Origin of the sequence: Microbispora sp. CL1-1, from assembly GCF_012034195.1 — a bacterium.
Taxonomy (GTDB): domain Bacteria; phylum Actinomycetota; class Actinomycetes; order Streptosporangiales; family Streptosporangiaceae; genus Microbispora.
Genome location: NZ_JAATEK010000001.1, coordinates 176,218 through 195,747 on the forward strand (window position 1 = coordinate 176,218; position 19,530 = coordinate 195,747).

Annotated in this window: 14 protein-coding genes; 7 read left to right on the forward strand and 7 right to left on the reverse strand. The window is 72.2% G+C overall.

What is annotated here, in order from left to right:
- Positions 1–234: 234 nt before the first annotated feature.
- Together HCK04_RS00830 and HCK04_RS00835 are read left to right on the forward strand one after the other, a co-directional pair.
- Complete coding sequence (locus HCK04_RS00830) at positions 235–942, forward strand: SDR family NAD(P)-dependent oxidoreductase (protein ID WP_142644925.1); 708 nt, start codon at positions 235–237, stop codon at positions 940–942.
- Positions 943–1,576: 634 nt separating this feature from the next.
- Positions 1,577–3,115: an MDR family MFS transporter gene (locus tag HCK04_RS00835; protein WP_142644926.1), complete on the forward strand. Its 1,539-nt coding sequence runs from the start codon at positions 1,577–1,579 to the stop codon at positions 3,113–3,115.
- A gap of 191 nt (positions 3,116–3,306) precedes the next feature.
- Here the strand turns inward: HCK04_RS00835 and mmuM are convergent, their stop codons facing one another.
- The 4 genes from mmuM to HCK04_RS43310 form a co-directional block, all read right to left on the reverse strand.
- Positions 3,307–4,161, reverse strand: coding sequence for a homocysteine S-methyltransferase (gene mmuM / locus HCK04_RS00840; protein WP_142644927.1), 855 nt, complete (start codon positions 4,159–4,161; stop codon positions 3,307–3,309).
- A 473-nt stretch (positions 4,162–4,634) separates the two neighbouring features.
- Positions 4,635–5,102 carry a MerR family transcriptional regulator gene (locus tag HCK04_RS00845; protein ID WP_142644928.1) on the reverse strand — a complete coding sequence of 156 codons (468 nt, stop codon included), beginning with the start codon at positions 5,100–5,102 and terminating at the stop codon, positions 4,635–4,637.
- 804 nt (positions 5,103–5,906) lie between these two features.
- A complete protein-coding gene (locus tag HCK04_RS41830; protein ID WP_240970788.1) occupies positions 5,907–8,747 on the reverse strand; it encodes a VIT domain-containing protein in 2,841 nt (946 codons plus the stop codon).
- 4 nt (positions 8,748–8,751) lie between these two features.
- On the reverse strand, positions 8,752–10,041 hold the full coding sequence (locus HCK04_RS43310; protein WP_261985618.1) for a helix-turn-helix domain-containing protein: 1,290 nt from the start codon (positions 10,039–10,041) through the stop codon (positions 8,752–8,754).
- A gap of 385 nt (positions 10,042–10,426) precedes the next feature.
- Here HCK04_RS43310 and HCK04_RS00860 point away from each other — a divergent pair, with 385 nt between their 5' ends.
- The gene (locus tag HCK04_RS00860) at positions 10,427–11,620 is read left to right on the forward strand and encodes a PhoX family protein (RefSeq protein ID WP_260617006.1); all 1,194 of its coding nucleotides are present in this window, start codon (positions 10,427–10,429) and stop codon (positions 11,618–11,620) included.
- A gap of 104 nt (positions 11,621–11,724) precedes the next feature.
- Here the strand turns inward: HCK04_RS00860 and HCK04_RS00865 are convergent, their stop codons facing one another.
- Both HCK04_RS00865 and HCK04_RS00870 read right to left on the reverse strand, forming a co-directional pair.
- Complete coding sequence (locus tag HCK04_RS00865) at positions 11,725–12,330, reverse strand: trypsin-like peptidase domain-containing protein (RefSeq protein WP_168065539.1); 606 nt, start codon at positions 12,328–12,330, stop codon at positions 11,725–11,727.
- A 251-nt stretch (positions 12,331–12,581) separates the two neighbouring features.
- Entirely contained in the window at positions 12,582–13,490 is a 909-nt protein-coding gene (locus HCK04_RS00870) for a helix-turn-helix domain-containing GNAT family N-acetyltransferase (RefSeq protein WP_142644931.1), read from the reverse strand.
- Positions 13,491–13,753: 263 nt separating this feature from the next.
- Between HCK04_RS00870 and HCK04_RS00875 the strand changes: the two genes are divergently transcribed.
- The 4 genes from HCK04_RS00875 (at position 13,754) to thiI (ending at position 18,386) form a co-directional block, all read left to right on the forward strand.
- A complete protein-coding gene (locus HCK04_RS00875) occupies positions 13,754–14,779 on the forward strand; it encodes a 6-phosphofructokinase (RefSeq protein ID WP_142644932.1) in 1,026 nt (341 codons plus the stop codon).
- Between the two features lie 184 nt (positions 14,780–14,963).
- A complete protein-coding gene (locus HCK04_RS00880) occupies positions 14,964–16,205 on the forward strand; it encodes a DUF5931 domain-containing protein (RefSeq protein WP_142644933.1) in 1,242 nt (413 codons plus the stop codon).
- Positions 16,206–16,294: 89 nt separating this feature from the next.
- Entirely contained in the window at positions 16,295–16,945 is a 651-nt protein-coding gene (locus tag HCK04_RS00885) for a response regulator transcription factor (RefSeq protein WP_142645211.1), read from the forward strand.
- Positions 16,946–17,189: 244 nt separating this feature from the next.
- Positions 17,190–18,386, forward strand: a complete 1,197-nt coding sequence (thiI, locus tag HCK04_RS00890) for a tRNA uracil 4-sulfurtransferase ThiI (protein WP_142616738.1) — start codon at positions 17,190–17,192, stop codon at positions 18,384–18,386.
- A gap of 64 nt (positions 18,387–18,450) precedes the next feature.
- On the opposite strand, the gene aroF is transcribed toward thiI, so the two are convergent.
- Positions 18,451–19,500 carry a 3-deoxy-7-phosphoheptulonate synthase gene (gene aroF / locus HCK04_RS00895; RefSeq protein WP_142644934.1) on the reverse strand — a complete coding sequence of 350 codons (1,050 nt, stop codon included), beginning with the start codon at positions 19,498–19,500 and terminating at the stop codon, positions 18,451–18,453.
- Positions 19,501–19,530 lie beyond the last annotated feature (30 nt).

Below are 19,530 nucleotides of genomic sequence, written 5' to 3' on the forward strand. Positions count from 1 at the left end.
GTGAACCGCTCGCCTGCCCGCGTGAACCGCTCGCTTGTCCGGGTGAACCGCTCGCTTGTCGCGCACAGCCGCGCAGGCCGGAGGGGGTAGCCCATCAGCCGCGCAGAGCCCTGCCGAGTTCCGTCGCCGTCATGCCCCGAGTGGACATCCTGGGCCGGCGCCGCGCCTGGTACCGGCAGTCCCAGGAAGCAGGGACATCTGGCTGCCCACCGCGCCGTTCCGGAGAGTGGAGGCATGACGACAACACTGATCACCGGAGCGAACAAGGGCATCGGCCGCGAGACCGCCCGCCGGCTCGTCGCCGCGGGTCACACCGTGTACGTGGGCGCGCGCAACGCCGAGCGCGGCCGCCGGGCCGCGCAGGAGCTGGGCGCGCGGTTCGTCCTTCTCGACGTCACCGATGACGCCACGGTCGAGGCGGCGGCCAAGACCATCGAGGCGGACGGCGGGCTCGACGTGCTGATCAACAACGCGGGTGTCGAGCCCCGCGTCGAGGGCAACGCCATTCCCGCCCCCGAGTCCACGACCGCCGACCAGGTGCGCGCCGTCTTCGAGACGAACGTCTTCGGCCTGGTCCGCGTCACCCACGCGTTCCTGCCGCTGCTCAAGCGCTCGGCCGCGCCGGTCGTGGTGAACGTCAGCAGCGGCCTGGCCTCGCTGACCGCCCTGTCCGACCCCGCCCACCACGCGCACTTCTACCCGGGCCTCGCCTACCCGGCGTCGAAGACCGCGGTCAACATGCTCACCGTGCAGTACGCCAAGGCGTTCCCGCAGATGCGGATCAACGCCGTCGAGCCCGGCTTCACCAAGACGGACCTGAACGGCAACACGGGCACGCAGACCGTCGAAGAGGCGGCCGAGATCATCGTCCGGATGGCGGAGATCGGCCCCGACGGTCCGACCGGCGGCTACTTCGACATCAACGGGCCGCTGCGCTGGTGAAGCCGTACGGCGAACGCGGATGGAACCGGTCCCGGCGGGCGGCCTGCGGCCGACTCCGCAGGCCGCCTGCCGCCGGTTCTCCCGCACGCTGATGTCCGCGCTGACGGAGCTTCCCGGCCCAGGAGTACGTCCGACAGGTACGCGGCGGCGGCCAAGACGGAAACGACCCGGGCAGCTCGCGAGAATTCCTAATACTTCCGGACCGGACGGGTAACGTTGCGGTGTTCGCCGCGCACCTTGGGACGTTCAGACACGTTCGGATCGGAAGGCGTAGGAGCATGCCAGCACGCAGGCACCGCACATGGGCCGAGCCCGGCGCCGCGAGGCACGGAGCGGGTGACGGCGCGGGTGACGGATTGGACGGCCCGTCCATGATCCCGGCGAGCGGGTCCGCCGTACCCCGCGAAACCACGGCCCGGCACGCGGACGGGAACACGGCCTGGTACACAGACGGGGATACGGCCTGGTACACAGCGGGGTGCGCGGCCGGGGACAGGGCGCGGCGCGCCGCTCGCGGGCGCCGCGCCGGAGACGCCGTCCGCGAAGCCATATCCCGGGTCGCCGCCTGCGGACACTGTGTCAGGGCCGCCGGTCGCGGGCGGCGGATTCGGGTCGCCGCGTGCGGGTGCCCGGCATGAGCGTCCGCGAGAAGCAGCAGGCCGAGACGGGATATCTGCCGCACCGTCAGATCCTGGTCGTGCTCTCCGGAGTTGCGGCCGGAATGCTGCTGGCCGCCCTCGACCAGAGCATCGTCGGCACGGCCCTGCCGCGCATCGTCAGCGAGCTCGGCGGCCTCGACAAGTTGTCGTGGGTGGTCACCGCCTACCTGCTCACCTCGACCGCGGCGACCCCGCTGTGGGGCAAGATCTCCGACCTGTACGGCAGGCGGACGATCTTCCAGGCCGCCATCGGCATTTTCCTGCTCGGCTCGGTGCTGGCCGGGCTGAGCCAGAACATCGGTCAGCTCATCGGCTTCCGGGCGATCCAGGGCCTGGGCGGCGGCGGGCTGATGGCCTTGGCGTTCAGCATCATCGGCGACGTCATCCCGCCGCGTGAACGCGGCCGATACCAGGGCTACTTCGGCGCCGTGTGGGGCACCTCCAGCGTCGCCGGGCCGCTGCTCGGCGGCTTCTTCACCGACGGCCCCGGCTGGCGGTGGATCTTCTGGATCAACCTGCCGATCGGGCTTATCTCGCTCGTCGTCACCTCGATGGCGCTGCGGATCCCCTTCACCCGGCGCAGCCACCGCATCGACTACCTGGGCGCGGCGCTGATCGTGGCCGGGGTGTCGTGCTTCCTGCTCTACCTCGACTGGGCGGGCGGCGACATCGGCTGGACGGCTCCCGGCTCGCTGGCCCTGCTGACCGGATTCGTGGGGTTCGCGGCGCTGTTCGTGTTCGTCGAACTGCGGGCGGCCGAGCCGATCCTGCCGATGCGGTTGTTCCGCAACAAGATCTTCAGCGTGGGCAACGCCTTCAGCTTCCTCGCGGGCCTGGCGATGTTCGGCGGCATGATCTTCCTGCCGGTCTACCTCCAGGCCGTCCAGGGCATGTCGCCGACCGTGTCCGGCCTGGCGCTGCTGCCCGCGGTCTTCGGCATCTTCTCCACGTCCATCACCTCCGGCCAGATCATGAGCCGGACCGGCCGATACAAGATCTTCCCGATCCTGGGCGGGGCGGTCCTCCTGGTGGCCATGTGGCTGCTGTCCACGATCAAGGTGGACACGCCGTACTGGCAGGTGGCGGTCTATGCCTACCTCTTCGGCGCAGGGCTCGGGTTCACCATGCAGACGATCGTCACGGCCATCCAGAACGCGGTGGAGCGCGCCGACATGGGCGTGGCGACGAGCTCCACGACGTTCTTCCGGATGATGGGCGCCGCCATCGGCACGGCGATCATGGGCGCGGTCCTCACCAACCGGCTCACCCACTACCTGACCGTGGAGTTCGGTGGCAGGATGCCGCCGGGGCACGTGGACGCCAACAACGTGCAGGCGATCCAGCAGTTGCCGCAGCCGGTCAAGGATCACGTGCTGGTGGCGTTCACCAGCGCGATCGACGACGTGTTCCTCGCCAGCCTGCCCTTCGTCGCCCTCGCGCTGGTCGTGGCCTTCTTCCTCAAGGAGATCCCGCTCGCCGCCCGGAGCACCGACGGCCCGGCCGCCATGGGCTGACCGAGCACGCAGCCGGCGGCGGGATACGCCCCACGAACGGGCGGTCCGCCGCCGGCGTGGCAACGCGTGCAGGTCTGTCGTGCAGCTCTCACGTGGCGAGCCGGTCTCGCGCGCAGATCTCTTGTGCGGGTCTCGCCTCTCGCATGGAGCTCTCGCGCGTCTCGCCTCTCACATGTGGCGTGGGAGCATGCTCAGGCGAGCTGGGCGCGGATCTCGCGGATGTGGGCCGGGGTGGTGCGGCAGCAGCCGCCCACATAATGGGCGCCGAGCGAGGCCCACCCGGCCGCCGCCCTGCCGAACTCGACGGGATCGGCGAGCCCCAGCCAGCGCCGGTTAGCGGCGTCCCACGTCTCGCCCGAGTTGGGGTAGACGATCGAGGCCCCACGCTTGATCAGGTCCGGGATGAAGCGCGGCGCGGTGCAGTTCACGCCCACGGCGACCACCTGCGGGAGGTCCGCGAAGATCGCTGCCGACTCCTCGAACGGCGTCCCGTCACTGATGTGCTCGCCGTCCCGGCAGGAGAAGGTGACCCACGCCTTCACGGTCGGCGTCTCGCGCAGGAGCCTCGCGAGCGCCCGCGCCTCGGTCTGGGAGGGGATCGTCTCGCACGCCAGCAGGTCGGCCCCCGCGCCGACGAGGATTTCGAACCGCTCCCGGTGCCACTCGGTGAGGCCGTCCTCGTCCAGGTCGTAGTCACCGGTGTACTCCGCGCCGTTGGCCAGGTAGGCGCCGTACGGTCCCACGCTCGCGGCGACGAGCCCGTGCCCGGCCTCGTCCCTCGCCTGTACGGCAAGCGTCACCGACAGCCGGATGAGGTCGCGGGCCTCCTGGGTGGTGAGGCCGTGCCGTACGAACCCGGGGATGCTCGCCTGGTAGCTCGCCGTGGTGGCGACATCGGCTCCGGCCGTGAAGTAGTCGAGGTGCGCCTGACGGATGACGCTGGGATCGTCGGTGAGCAGCCGTGCCGACCACAGGTCGTCGCTCAGGTCACAGCCGAGTGTCTCCAGGTGCGTGGCGAGACCGCCGTCGAGGACGATTGGGTTCATACCGGGCAACCCTACGTGCTCACGCGGGGAACCGGCGTCGCGGCCTCACCGTCGGCCGGACCGAGTCTCGGACGCCTCTGGCCGGTCGGCCGAGCCGGTCGAGGCGCGGCATTGTGCCGCGTGCAGATGGTGCGCGAGGTCCGCCGTGTGCGGTGGAGTCGCGGGGCCGTATGGCTCGGCCTGAAGGCCGAGCCGGGCTCGGGGTCGGCTGTGATGCGGCGTGGGAGGCCGCGGGGTCCACTGTGTGTGGTGGAGGTGCGGGGCCGTATGGCGCGGCCTGAAGGCCGAGCCGGGCTCGACTGCTGGTTCCCCGGCCGAGTCGGAGCAGCGACCGGCTCTCCTGCCCGCACAGGCCGCGACACCCGAACAGCTCACGCTCCTGCAGGCAACAGCGCGCCGGTCGCCCGCGAAGTCCACGCCCAGGGGTCGGCTCTACTGCGGCGCGGGAGGCCCGCCGTACGTGGGGGAGTGGCTCAGCGGGCGTCCGCTGGCTGGCTGGGTGCCCACAGCTGATCGGCGTCACCGGCGGCGAGACGACCTCGGTACACGTCGATCTTGTGGTCGATGAGCCTGAGGTTCTCCTGTATTTCGGCGAGCTTGGCGGCCACCTCCGCGCGGTGGGCTTCGAGGAGGGCAAGCCGTTCCTGCTCGTTGCCGACTCCTGCGGAGACGAGCTGGGCGTAGCGCCTGATGGCCTTGATGGGCATGCCGGTGGCCCGCATTTTCGTGCAGATGACGATCCACTTGAGGTCGACCCCGTGATATCGCCGCTGGCCGCCGGTGGTGCGGCCGACGGGGGAGACGACCAGACCGGCGCGTTCGTAGTAGCGCAACGTGTGCACGCTGACACCGGTGCGGCGGGCGGCTTCGGCGATGCTCAGCCCCTCCTCCGGCACCGGGTGAGCGGGCTTGGACCTCGCCTGCGTATCCACTTCGAGCATGTTCGAAAGCCTAACCTCGTGACCGTTACCCGAAGCGGGTGCCGCCAGTCACCGGCGCCGGCTCGGTCGGGCTCGCGGAGCGGACCATCCCCGCGACGGCGACGCATGCCGATCGGACCGCAGGCCCGGTCGGCGGATCTGCCGATCACCAATACGGCCGTCTCCGGAATGCCCGCGCGAGGCCCCGGCACGGCAGCCTCCATCGGCCTTCACCCGCCTCCACCGGTCTGAGCGGCGTGCACCCATCTAGACAGCCCACCTCGGTGGCCTCCGTCGGTGGCCAGACCGGTAGTGCCGAAGGAGGACGGGTAGGGCCGTACCGGAATCGCGATCGCCGGGACGATCTCGGGAACGATTCGGGAACGATCTCGGACCAAGAGGCTGGACTGCGTTCTCTCCGGCGGCCACGCTTTCTGCGACCAGCGACCAGCGACCAGCGACCAGCGACCAGCGACCAGTGATCGGCGATCGGCGAGCACGCGGCTGGCTCTCGCGGTGAGGAACCGATCGACAATCTCAGGCGTTGGTGGCATATGGGGCTGAAAGGGCTTCTCAATCGGTTGCTGCGCCGCCGGTCTCCCGTCCCCGCAGGTGGACGCGACGATCGGCCTGACACGGGAGGGGTGAGGGAGCCTCGGCGTCCTGCACCCACCCCGCCGTCCGATGTCATTCGCCTACCCGAACCCTCGTAAAGGGCTCCGCTTACAGCGGAACCCGAAGCGGCCGGGGCCCGGCTTCCTCGCCGGGCGTCCCGGCCGCACTCGTTTCAGCCCTGTCGTGTCGCGGCCTCTCCCGGATGGCGTCTCACGATCGCTTCCAGAAAGGACGCCGGCCCTCCTTCGGTCCGGGCGCGGAGCCCGGGGAACCCAAGGGACCCGGGAACGCGTGCCCAGGGGTCGTGGACCCGGGGGACGTCGGGCCTGTCGAGCCGACGCCGGGCCCGCCGGTCAGGATGGTCAGCAGATCGACCGTCCGCCGCCAGAGGTCGTCGAGTGAGACCTCGGCCCACTCGGCTCTCTCCAGGTCGGCAGCGAGTGCGGCGAGATCCGGGTGACCACCTGCCATCTGCGCGAGGACGCGCAGGCGACTGGCGAGATCCGCGAGATAACGCCGCCGCTCCCACTCGGGCAGCGACTCCGCCTCGCCCAGCTTCGCGAGTTCCTCGGCCAGCAGCGGCCGGATGCCCTCGAAATCCGTGACAGGGGCGAACCCTTCGCCGGGATGCGGAAGGAAACGACCGATGGAGAACCCACGGGCGCCCCGTCTCCGAGCCGGTGCGGGCGCGCCGGCGTAAGGCGGGGCAGGCAGTGCGGCCGGAGGCGCGACAGGAGGTACGGCCGGGGGCGCGCCGGGCGGCGGAGCCGCCGCGATGGGCCCTTCAGCCGCCGCGGCGGAAGGCATCTCAGGGCGGGCCGTGGTGAACGCGGCCATTCTGGCCATCATCGGAGCGGCGGGTACCACCATCGGCATCGCGGTCGGCATCTCCCAGCCGCTCGGCGGTTCGACCGGCTGGATCACCCGGTGCTCCGGGCCGCCTTCGCCGGTGACGCGGGTGTCGACGGCCACGAAGGCGGTGAACCGGCACAGCACGCCGAAACGCAGTGAGACGTCGACGATCCGCCGTTCGAGGGAGTGGTCGCCCATGGCGTATCGGTCTTCCAGGGCGCGCAGATATGCCCGTGCCCACACGGCCCGGGCCGCCGGGTTCTGGACGGGACGGCCCTCGATCCGCTCCTCCCAGGGGCGGCCGTCGGCCGTACGGCCCTGCACCGTGAGGGCTCCGGCGGGCCGCCGCCCCCGGTAACGTCCGCTCACGACCAGAGGGACGCCGGGGTAGAGCGAGCCGGCATGCGTGACGGTGTCCGCCACGAGATCCACGCCTTCCGCCTTCAGCGCGATGTCCGTCACCAGCGGCGATCCGATGCGGCGGTGGATGTGCTCCATCGCCGCGTCGAGCCGGTCCTCCGACTCGACCAGCTCGCACCGGCCCGAGCCGGCCAGGGCCAGCCGCCCGAGGAACCCCGCGTTCACCGCCCTGTCGATGCCCACGGTGTGCACCCGGATGCCGTGCAGGCGGGAGCCGATGCGTTCGAGGATCTGGTCTTCGTTGCCCACCTGGCCGTCGGTCACCAGGACGAGCACGCGGTCGCGTGCCTGTTCGCGGGACGGGCCGGATCCGCCGTGCCCGCCGTCCCCACCCGACCGGCCGGGGTCCGTGCCGGTGGCCGCCCCCGGGGCGGGCGCGGTGTGGGTCGGCGCGGTGTGGCCTGGCATGTTGTGGCCCGGCATGTTGCCGGTGGGCGCGGTGTGGGTGGGCGCGTTGTGGTCATCGAGCAGCCGCAGGGCCTCCTCCAGGGGAGCGAGCATCTCCGTGCCCCCGCGTGCGTCGAGCCGGGACAGGTGCTCGACGGCGCGGTATCGGTTGCGGTCGGTCGCCTCCACCAGGCCGTCGGAGAAGGCCCGCTCCACGACCGAATCGAACGAGAGCACGGCGAACCGGTCATGCCGGGTGAGCGTGTCGACGATCCGGGCGGCGGCGCGCCGTGCGGCCACCATCTTCCACCCCGTCATGCTGCCGGATCGGTCGAGCAGCAGGACGACGTCACGGGACGCGGTGCGGGTGCCGTCATCCGGCGGCGGCAGCAGGGTCAGCACGAAGGTTCCCTCGGCGTCAGCCGGGTCCCTGGCCGGGTCCTTCGCTGTGCCCTGTGCCCTGTCCTCCGGTGTGCCCTTCGCGGAGCCGCCGCTGCCGTCAGCCGTGCCGCTGCTGTCGGCCGCGCCGCCGTCGTGGGCCGTGCCCTCGTCGCCGGGCGAACCGGCGTCCGTGGCGTCGGCGGCGTCGTCCGGCACGAGCGCGAGTGACGAGGAGGCGTCGAACGCCAGGCGCAGGATGAAGTCACGGTCGAGCCGCTCGCCGGGCCGCAGCCTGATCGTGTCGCCCTCCCGATCGACCTCGTGCAGGCTGGAACGGACCTCACGCAGGTCGAGCCCGGTGGGGTCGATCGTCGCCGCGAGCGACAGCCGTACGGGATAGGGAAAGCCGGGAAGCAGGACGGGCGGCGTGATCCGGGATGCGTCGGGCACGGCGTCGGTGTCGGGCGCCACGCCGCCGCCCGCCGACGGGCCGGACAGCGGAGCCCCGGGGATGTAGCGGGGTGCCACGACCAGCGGGAAGCGGAACTCGGCAGCGCCGTCCTCGTAGGGAAGCGGCTGGCTCAGCGTGAGGCGGACCACCACGCGCTCCCCGGGGACGATGTTGCCGACCCTGATCGTGAACACGTCGGGCCGGTCCTCCTCGGCGATCGCCGCACGCCTCCCCTCGGAGAGCGCCCGGTCGTAGTCGGCCCGCGCCTGCCCGCGCTCCTTGAGCACGCCCTCGATGACCCGGTCGTCCGCCTCCATCCGGAAGGCGGTGACCGCGGCCCGCGGCGGCAGCGGGAAGACGTACGTCGCCTCCAGCGACACGTCGAAGGCATCGCGGAAGGTCTGGACGACCTCGACGCCCGCCACCAGTCCGGTGACGTGGGCGGTGACGTCCACGCTCTCCAGGGGAAGGTTGCCCTTCTCGGTCTCCAGCGCTCCGAGCCCGGCGTCCGGCACGGGCCGGCACTCCTCCGGCCGCAGAGGTGTGATGGGAACGGTCATGGCGTCATCCCTCCAGCGGGTCGGACGTGTCGGAAGCATGTGGATCGAGTGCCGAGGCGTCGTGGGGGTCGCGGGCGCTCTCGAACGGCCCGGCCAGGCCGAGCGCGGCGAGGGCCGCGAGAAGTGGAGCCGCGGCCCGGCGCAGCGCCGCCACCTCGTGGCCGTCCGGGACCCGGTGAGCCCGGTCGAGCAGGACCGTCACCCCGGGCGCGAGCCGCACGCCGTGCACGACGTCCGGGAGTGCGACCTCCGAGAACGTGAGGTCCGGAAGCACGACGTCGAGGGGCGCGGCGTTCATGGGCCCTGTGCTCATGGGCCCTGTGCTCATGGGCCCTGTGCTCATGAGCCCCGTGTTCATGAGCCCGGCGTTCAAGGGCCCGGTTTCCGTGGGCCCGGTGTTCGCGGGTGTGGCGTCAACAGTCGCGGCGTCCCCGCGTGCGATGTCCTCATGCGGGGTGTTCCCGTGCAAGGCGTCTCCGCGCGTGGCGCCTCTGCGCGGGGAGTTCCTGTGGGGGGTGTCTCCGTGTGCGATGTCTTTGTTCGGGGTCAGGTAGTGGCCTGAGCCGGCCGTGGCGGCGGATGAGGCCGGGCGCGCCCAGAAGCGGTCGCGGGCCGCAGGCCGTGCGATGTCCGGGATGGCGGGCTCGGCGTCGGTTTCCGGGTTCGCCCCGTAGCTCGCCCCGTGCCAACCGGGCGCCGGTGGTGCCGGAGGGGACGGCGGGCCGGGAGGACGGTCCGCGGCGCTCGCCGGAGCCGGGACCGCCGGGCGGTGCGGAGGGGGCGGGGAAGGCGGAGCGGGCGGGGAGAGCGGCCGGGGCGCCGGTCCTGGCAACGGCTCGGTGAGCCCGGCGACGCGCATAAGCATGGCGTCGGTCGCGCCCGCCAGTTCCGCCTGGATGTCGGCGATGGACCGGCCCTCCGCCTGGCGGCGCTTCACGGCCACGAGCTGAAGCAGGTGACGGCGGCCATAGAGGGCCACCCGGCCGCGCCGGCCGAGCGGGGGGTCGAGCAGCCCGATCGTCGTGTACCAGCGGATGAGCCGTTCGTTCGGCACCTCACGGACTCTGCCATTGGCGCGCGGCTCAGGGCCGTTCGGGCGGGGCTCGGGGCCGTTGGCGCGTGACTGGGGGCCGTCGGCTCGCGGCCCGGGACCACCGCTGCCCGGCTCCCGGCCCTTGGCGCCCGACTCGGGACCACCGCCGCTGCCCGGCTCCCGGCCGTGGACGCGCCGCTCCTGGCTGAGCAGGTCCGCCGCCCGCTCCGCCAGTTCGCCGATCGTCCAGGTGTCGCTCATGCCTCCACGATGACACTGTCATAATGACACTGTCAATATCGCCTCCGTCATGCGGCGTCATGGTTTTCGAAGAGTTCGTCTCGGTGAGGAACGCCGCTTCTCCCGCCGTTCACACGAAACGGATCGACTGGGTGCAGCGACGTGTGCGACGGGCCGCCGAGGGACAGGAGAACGCGAGGCGGGAAACGAGGGACGGCCCGTGCGGAACGAGCGAACGGAGGAGGGTGCGGCCCCTCCTGAGCCTGGACGGGCGAACCGGGCCCGGCGGGCACCACGCTCCACGCACCACGCGCCGCACGCCCAGCCGGCCGGGGGTGCGGGGACTCGGCAGGCCCATCGGTGGGCGGCCGGCATGACCAGGGGCAGGGCGAGGAGGCGGTCAGCGGTGCAGGGAACTTCCGTCCGATCGGTGGCGCTCTCGGCGCTGCCGGGATCGTTGTGGCGCGCGGCGTTCGCACGGCCTGGCGACGGAGGTGAGCCGCCCGGTCACGAGCCGTACGAGTCCTACGGGCCGCCCGACCGCGAGCTGCACAAGTCCTACGGGCCGCCCGGCCCAGAGTCGTACGAGCCATACGAGTCGTACGGGCCGGGAGATCCGGATGACCCGTTCCCGGCGGACGTGCTGCGGGCCCTGCCGCCGGGTTTCGCCGCCCGGGTCGTGGCGCGGTCGGGAGAGCGTGCCGGGGGAGTCGTCTGGCCCGCGGCCCCGGACGACGGCGGCTGCTTCCCCGACGAGGACGGCTGGATATACGTGTCCAACTGCGCGCTGCCGCTGCTCGGCGGCGTGACCGCGCTGCGTTTCGCCCCGGACGGGACCCTGCGCGGCGGATATCGCATCCTGTCCGGCGCCGACCGCTGCGGGCCCGGCGCCGCCACGCCATGGCACACCTGGATCTCGGGCGAGCGGACGCCGTACGGCCGGGTCTTCGAATGCGACCCGTACGGCCGGCGCGCCCCCATGCCCCGGCTCGGGATGGGCCTGTTCACCCATGCCGGCGTGGCCTGTGATCCCGACCGGGGCGTCGTCTACCTCACGGAGGGGGAGCCGGACGGATGCCTGTATCGGTTCCGCCCGGACGACCGGGGCGACCTCACGACGGGCGTGCTGGAGGTGCTGGCCGGCGACCCCGGCGAGGAGTCCGTGACGTGGGAACGGGTGCCGATCCCGGCACTCCCCGACCATGTGCCCCACTATGTGCCCCTGCGGGAGCAGGTGAGAGGGGCCAGGAGGTTCGCGGGCGGCGGCGACTGCCACTTTTCCGATGGCCTGGTGCGGTTCGTCACCGAGGGCGATGGCCGGGTGTGGGCGTACGACGCCGCCCGCGAGTGCCTGACCGTGCTGCACGAAACGGCCGGGACGCCGGGCGGCTGCGCTGACGGCGGGTTCACCCTCGTCGCCGGTGACCGGGCGGCGCCGTTCCTGCGTGTCACGGGCGGCTGGGCCGTGACGGGGCCCGCGACGTCGCCCGACGGCGACCGGCTCTACTTCTCCTGCCGTCCGTCCCGGAGCGGGCGGCCCGCCCCGGCCGTCGTGACCGTCGAGGTCCGCGGGCCGTTCCATGATCTCTTCCGGGCCTGAACCGGCAATGGCCTGGCGAGGCCGGACGACACGGATCGCCGGGCCCTCCGCCGCGATCCGGCCCACTCGCCTGGCGGACCGCAGCCCCCGGCGTACGAGGGATGTCAGTCGCAGGGGTCGTGCGGCACGGCGGTGGTGGCCCTACTGCCGGACGTGGCGACCGCGCTGAACTGTGCCGTCGTGAGCGCGTAGCCGACGTCGGCCTTGTCCGTGTCCGCCGCGAAGACCATCCCCGCCACCCGATCTCCGTCGGAGACCAGCGGAGCGCCCGACATGCCGGGTGTGATGGCCGCACCCTGGAAGCGATGGATCCGCAGTGAGACTCGCACGCGGTTGTAAATGTCGTACGACTCGGCGGGCTGGTCCGGCCGTACTTTGGCGGGCAGCTCGACCGGGACGGTCGCGCCCTTGTGGTAGCCGACGACCACGGCGGCGGTGATCGAGGCTTGCGTGAACCGCAGCGGCCGGGCGGTCAGCCCGGGCGCCCGCAGGACGGCGGCGTCGGCCTCCGGGTCGAAGGCCACCACCTGTGCGGCGAACCGCCGCCCGTCGCCGAGGACGACTTCCAGGTCGCGGTCCGCTCCTGCCACGGTGTGCGCGTTGACCATGACCCTCTCGGGTGCGTAGACGAATCCGGTCGCCTCCAGCGGTTTCCGGCAGGAGGAGGCGTAACCCCGGACCCGCACCACGCTGTGCGCGGCTTCGGACATGGCGGTGACCTCGGTCGTGGCCCCGGCTGCAGGGGCGGCGGGCCGTGCGGGCACATGAGCGCCCGCGCACCCTGCCGCGCCCGCTCCCGCGAGCACCGCCACGCAAACCGCGAGCGCGACACTCTGTCTCGGCGTTCTCACGGTCCGCCGCACCGGTCCCAGCACGAAGATCATGATAGGGACCGCCCGGACCACCCGGACCGCCCAGATCGGCCGGGCGGGTCACAGGCCGCCTGGATCGACCTGGAAGGTCACAGGTCCTTGGCCCATATCTGGTCGGTGACGGGGATGCCCGACTCCTCGCTCGGATACTGCTCCACCAGCTCGAACCCGGCGGCCTGGTAGATCCGGCGGGCGCTGACGAGCACGTCGCGGGTCCAGAGCTCGATCCGGCTGTAGCCGGCCGACGCGGCGAAGCGCAGGCACTCGTCGACCAGGCGCCGCCCGATGCCCATGCCGCGGGCGGACGGCTCGACCAGCAGCAGGCGGAGCTGGGCCGTCGTGTCGCCTTTGCGCAGGCAGAAGACGCATCCCACCGGCTCGCCGTGCACCTCGGCGATCCAGGCCGCCTCCCGGCGGGGGTCCTGGTCCTCGACGTACTCGGCGACGATCCGCGCGACCAGGGCCTCGAACGCGGCGCCCCAGCCGTACTCCTCGCTGTAGAGGGCCCCGTGCCGGTGCACCACCCAGCCGAGGTCGCCCGCCCGCGGGGGCCTGATCACGTACGGCTCGCGCCGCTCGCCGGGCTCCAGCAGGCTGCGTACGGTGCCCATCGCGGTGACGAGCCGGCGGCGTTCCGGATCGGTCAGCTTGGCCAGGAGGGTCTCGATCTCGTCGGCCGAACGCCGGTCGAGCAGGGCGAAGGTGTCGCGGCCCTTGGGGGTGAGCCGTACGACCTGGCGGCGGGCGTCCTCGGCCGACCGCTCCCGGGACACGAGCCCGTCGCCTTCGAACCTGGTGAGGATCCGGCTCAGGTAGCCGGGGTCGAGATCGAGCATTGCCCTGACGTCGGCGGTGTCGGCGGCGTCCCTGGTGCCGAGCTCGAACAGCACCCGCGCCTCGGTCAGGGAGTAGGGGGTGTCGTGCATTCCCGACCCGAGCACGCCGATGACGGACGTGTAGAAGCGGTTGAACGCACGGACTTCGGAAACGATGTCCATTTTTCCCTTGCCTAACTCAAGGAAATGATTGACGAAGTCAAAGATAGAGCCGCAGCGGCCGGTTGGGAAGACGCCACTCACGACGAGCGCGGTCTCGTCGTGCGAGACTGAGTTGGTCTGGTCGGCCGGGTGGCGTAGCCTCTCCTTTTGGTCTAGACCATTGAGATAGGCTCAGGCAGAATGCGGTGCGGTGGAGTGCCGGGGCCTGCGTCGGGCCGGCCGCGCCATTCCACGCGTAATCCCAGATGGAGGAAGAACCCGTCATGCGTATTGGAGTCCTGACCGGAGGCGGCGACTGCCCCGGGCTGAACGCGGTGATCCGCGGCGTCGTCCGCAAGGGCGTCGGCGTGTACGGGCACGAGTTCGTCGGATTCCGCGACGGCTGGCGTGGCCCTCTGGAGGGCGACACCATGCCGCTCGACATCCAGGCCGTCCGGGGCATCCTCCCGCGCGGCGGCACCATTCTCGGTTCCTCCCGCACGAACCCGATCAAGATCGAGGGCGGCGTCGAGCGGATCAAGGAGAACCTCGCCGCACAGGGCGTCGACGCGCTCATCGCCATCGGCGGTGAGGACACGCTGGGCGTGGCCAAGCAGCTGTTCGATCGCGATGTGAAGGTCGTCGGCGTGCCCAAGACGATCGACAACGACCTCAACGCCACCGACTACACCTTCGGCTTCGACACCGCGGTCAACATCGCGATGGAGGCCATCGACCGGCTGCACACCACCGCCGAGTCGCACCACCGCGCGCTGATCTGCGAGGTCATGGGCCGTCACGCGGGCTGGATCGCGCTGCACGCGGGCATGGCCGCCGGCGCCAACGTCATCCTCATCCCGGAGAAGCCGTTCGACATCGAGAAGGTCTGCGCCTACGTCGAGTCGCGGTTCAAGACCCGCTACGCGCCGATCATCGTCGTCGCCGAGGGCGCCCACCCGCTCGAGGGCCAGATGGCGCTGCAGGCGGGCGAGCTCGACGCGTTCGGCCACGTGCGTCTCGGCGGCATCGGCGAGGTCCTCGCCAAGGAGATCGAGAAGCGCACCGGCAAGGAGGCCCGCACCACGGTCCTCGGCCACATCCAGCGCGGCGGCACCCCGACCGCCTACGACCGCGTGCTCGCGACCCGCTTCGGCCTGGGCGCGATCGACGCGGTGCACGAAGGCGACTACGGCAAGATGGTCGCGCTGCGCGGCACCGACATCGTCCGCGTCGAGCTCGCCGAGGCGACCGCCGAGCTCAAGACCGTGCCGGTCTCCCGCTACGAGGAGGCCGAGGTCTTCTTCGGCTGATCGGTGCGGGCCCGTCACCAGGGCCCGCGCACGATCCTGTACGGCTCCCGCGTCGCCCCGCGGGAGCCGTACGCATGAAAGGCCCCGAATCACGCGAAGTGAGCCCCCCGGGCGCGGCGATTGCCCGAGTATGTGAGCGGAGGGCCCGGCCCTCCCCGGCTCGATCAGGAGAGGTCGCCGCGCGATGGGCATCGAGGGACCGTTCTGGCGGGCGATCGCGGTGTTCCGCGTGGCGTCGCTCGCGTACGCGGCGCTGCTCGTGCTCAGGGCGGGCGGCTACGCCCGTCCCGCCGTGGCCTGGGCCGTCGTCGGCGTGATGGCCGTCTGGACGGTCGTCATGCTCGTCCCGCCTCCCTCCGCACGGCGGGGGCCGCTGCTGGCCGCCGACCTCGTCGTCACGGTGGCGTGCCTGCTGGCCGCGCCGTACGCGCAGAGCCGCGACGACATGCTGGCCGGGGCGATCCCGATCACGGCGACCTGGGCGGCCGGCCCCGTCCTGGCGTACGGCGTGGCGCGGGGACGCCGCGCAGGTGCGGTCGCCGCCGCGGTCATGTCGGCGGCCGACCTGTGGCTGCGCAGCGGCAACGGGGTCGATCTCGCCTCGATCCCGGTGAACGGCGCCGTGCTCATGTTCATGGCCGGAGTGGTCGTCGGGCATGTCGCCCGGCTCGCGCGGGAGGCCGAGGAGCGCATGCGGCGCGCCGCGCGGATCGAGGCGGCCGGCCGCGAGCGGGAGCGGCTCGCCCGCGGCATCCACGACTCGGTGCTCCAGGTGCTGGCCCTGGTGCAGCGCAGGGGCGCGGAGATCGGCGGCGAGGCGGCCGAGCTGGGCAGGCTGGCGGGGGAGCAGGAGGCGGCGCTGCGGGCGCTGGTGCAGGCCCCGCCCGTGGCGGAGGAGCCGGATCCCGCCCCGCCGCCCGGTCTCCATGCTCCGGTGTGGCAGCGCCGCCGCCTCGCCCACACCTCTCCTGGTTCCACGGGGACCGGCGCGGCGGAATCCGATGTCGACCTGCGCGAGCTGCTGCGGCCGTACGGCACCTCCGGGGTGACGGTGTCCGCGCCCGCGACACCGCTGCGGCTGCCGGCCGGGAGCGCGCGGGAGGTGGCGGCGGCCGTCGGCGCGGCCCTCGACAACGTCGCCCGGCACTGTCCCGAGGGCACCCGCGCGTGGATACTCGCGGAGGAGGACGACGGCGCGGTCGTCGTCACCGTACGCGACGACGGGCCGGGCATCCCCGAGGGCCGGTTGGAGCAGGCGGCCCGCGAGGGGCGCATGGGCGTGGCCCGCTCGATCCGGGGCCGCGTGGCCGACCTCGGCGGCACGGTGGCCATCACCTCGTCGCGTACGGGAACGGAGATCGAGCTGACGGTCCCAGTGGGTGCGGACAAGGCGAGCGCGGACGAGGCGAGCGGGAGGCGGTCGTGAGCGGAGACGAACGGCTGCGCGCCGGCGATCCCGCGCGCCCGGCGGCCGGTGAGGGCGCCGGTCGCCGGGAACGCCCGCGGGTGCGGGTCATGGTGGTGGACGACCATCCGATGTGGCGGGAGGCGGTCGCCCGCGACCTGGCCGAGGCCGGGTACGACGTCGTCGCCACCACCGGGGAGGGCCGTCAGGCGCTGCGCGTGGCGGCGGCGGTGCGGCCCGACGTGGTGGTGCTCGACCTGCGGCTGCCCGACCTGCCGGGCGTCGAGGTGGCCCGGGGGTTCGGCGCGTCCGCCGTCCCGCCGCGCGTGCTCGTCCTGTCGGCCAGCGCCGAGGAGGAGGACGTCCTGGAAGCGGTCAAGGCGGGCGCTTCCGGATATCTCGTGAAATCGGCGAGCCGGGAGGAGTTCCTGGACGCCGTCCGGCGCACCGCCGAGGGCGACGCCGTCTTCACCCCCGGCCTGGCCGGGCTGGTGCTGGGGGAGTATCGCAGGCTGGCCCACCGGACGGCAGGCCCGGGCCGCGACGCCGCGCAGGACGGCCCCCGGCTGACCGACCGGGAGACCGAGGTGCTGCGCATGGTCGCCAAGGGCCTGACCTATCGGCAGATCGCCGAGCGCCTGGTGCTGTCGCATCGCACCGTGCAGAACCACGTGCAGAACACGCTGAGCAAGCTCCAGCTCCACAACCGCGTCGAACTGGTCCGCTACGCGATAGAGAAGGGCCTGGCCGAGCTCGACTAGCGCGGGGCCATCGACGGAGGTTCCTCCGGCGCGGTGACCGGCCCGGAGTCCGGGACGCCCCCGGCGCGACGACGCGGCAGGGCAAAGAATGGCGGGGCGCCGGGTGCTGATCGGCGCTGTCGCGGCGGCGGCATTACAGTGGGAAGCCTGCATCGCCGCGACGCGTTGTCCCTGGCGAACGTCCCCTGGCCGCAGCCCTCCCCGGCGTGACGGCCGTCCACGTCCGTTCCGGAGGTTTCCACAGATGACCATGACCGCCCTCGGAGAGCCCTCGGTGCTGCTCAAGTTAGGCGAGGTGGTTCTGAAGGGCCGGAACCGCGAGATCTTCGAGATGCGCCTGCGGGCGAACATCAAGCACGCTCTCAAGGACCACCGGGTCGACATCCGCCAGCGGCACGGGGTGATCGCCCTGTTCCTGCCCGCGGGGACCGAGGTGGAGGAGGCCGAGGCCGTGGCGGCCCGCGTGGCCGACGTGCCCGGCATCGTGCTGGTCCATCTGGCCTGGCGGGTGGCGAAGGACACGGACGCGATCACCAAGGCCGCTATCGAGCTGATCAGGGACAGCGACGAGGTGGCCCGCAAGGCGCGCTTCGCCGTACGGTCGCGGCGTCGTGACAAGCGCTTCCCGCTGCGCTCGAACGAGCTCGACCGCGTGGTCGGCGGGGCGATCAACGACACCTACGGGCTGCCGGTCGACCTGAGCAACCCGGAGCTGACCGTGCACATCGAGGTGGACAAGGACGAGGCGTTCCTGTTCACCGGTGGCCGGCCGGGCCAGGGCGGCCTGCCGGTCGGCTCCAGCGGCCGGGCGCTGGCGCTGCTGTCCGGCGGCATCGACTCCCCGGTCGCCGCCTACCGCATGATGCGGCGCGGCCTGCGGGTGGACTTCCTGCACTTCTCCGGCATCCCGTTCACCACCTCCGAGTCGATCTACAAGGCGTACGCGCTGGTGCGCAACCTGGACAAGTTCCAGGGCAAGTCGCGGCTGTGGGTGGTGCCGTTCGGCAAGGCGCAGCAGTCGATCAGGAACTCCGGCCAGGACCGGCTCGCGGTGATCGCGCAGCGGCGGCTGATGCTCAAGACGGCCGAGGAGGTCGCCCACCGCATCCACGCCGAGGCGCTGGTCACCGGCGACAGCCTCGGCCAGGTCTCCTCGCAGACCCTCGCCAACATCACGGCCCAGGACCACGCCGTGGACCTGCCGATCCTGCGCCCGCTGATCGGCCTGGACAAGACCGAGATCATGGCCGAGGCCCGCAGGATCGGGACGCTGGAGATCTCCGAGCTGCCCGACGAGGACTGCTGCACGCTGCTCGCGCCCCGGCAGGCCGAGACCCGCGCGAAGATCGAGGACCTCAAGCAGATCGAGAAGCGCCTCGACGCCGAGGACCTCGCCGCCCAGCTCGCCGACTCGATCCAGCCGTACAAGCTCGACGTCTGAGCCCTCGCCGGCCTGGGAGGAGCCGGGGACCGCGTAACGCGGTCCCCGGGCCCAGCAGACGGGTTCAGGCGGGGATGGCGGACGGCGTCGTCGCGCCGGTGGCGGCGGTGCGGCCCACCAGCGGGGGGAAGTCGCGCATGACCGCCGCGAGGGCGTCCAGGTCGCCGTCCACCAAGGCCTGCGGGCCGTCGCACAGGGCCTGCTCGGGGTGGGGGTGCACGTCGACGATGAGGCCGTCCGCCCCGACCGCGACGGCGGCCCGCGACAGCGGCAGCACGAGGTCGCGCCGGCCGCCGGAGTGCGACGGGTCGACGATCACCGGCAGGTGCGACAGCCGCTGTACGACAGGGACCGCCGAGATGTCGAGCGTGTTGCGGGTGGCGGGCTCGTAGGTGCGGATGCCGCGCTCGCACAGCACGATGTCGAGGTTGCCGCGCTGGGCGACGTATTCGGCCGCCATGAGCCACTCCTCGATGGTCGCCGTCATGCCCCGCTTCAGCATGACCGGCTTGCCCGCCGCGCCCACTGCCTGCAGCAGCGCGAAGTTCTGCGCGTTGCGGGTGCCGACCTGCAGCATGTCGGCGTACGACGCGACGAGCGCCACGTCGTGGGCGTCCACGACCTCGGTGACGATCGGCAGCCCGGTCTGCTCGCGCACGTCGGCCAGGATGCGCAGGCCCTTCTCGCCCAGCCCCTGGAAGGCGTACGGCGAGGTGCGCGGCTTGTAGGCGCCGCCGCGCAGCAGCGTCGCGCCCGCGGCCTTGGCCATCAGCGCGGCCTCAAGCGTCTGTTCCGGGGTCTCGACCGCGCACGGGCCGGCGATCAGCGTGACGGTGTCCGGGCCGATCGGGACGCCGCGCACGGTCACCGTGGAGCGCTGCGGGTGGTTCTCCCTGCTCACGAGCTTGTACGGGGTGGAGACCCGCACGACGTCGGCGACGCCCGGCATGGCGCGCAGGTTGAGCGCGGCGAACTGCTCGACGTCGCCGATGAGGCCGATGATCGTGCGGTTCACGCCGCGGCTCGCGAACGCCTCGCCTCCGGCGGCGGCCACGACGTCGGTGATCGCCTCGATGTCGTCCTGCGTTGCCTCGGGGGCCATGACGATGACCATGGTGACTCCTGTCGCTGTTGATCGTGCGGG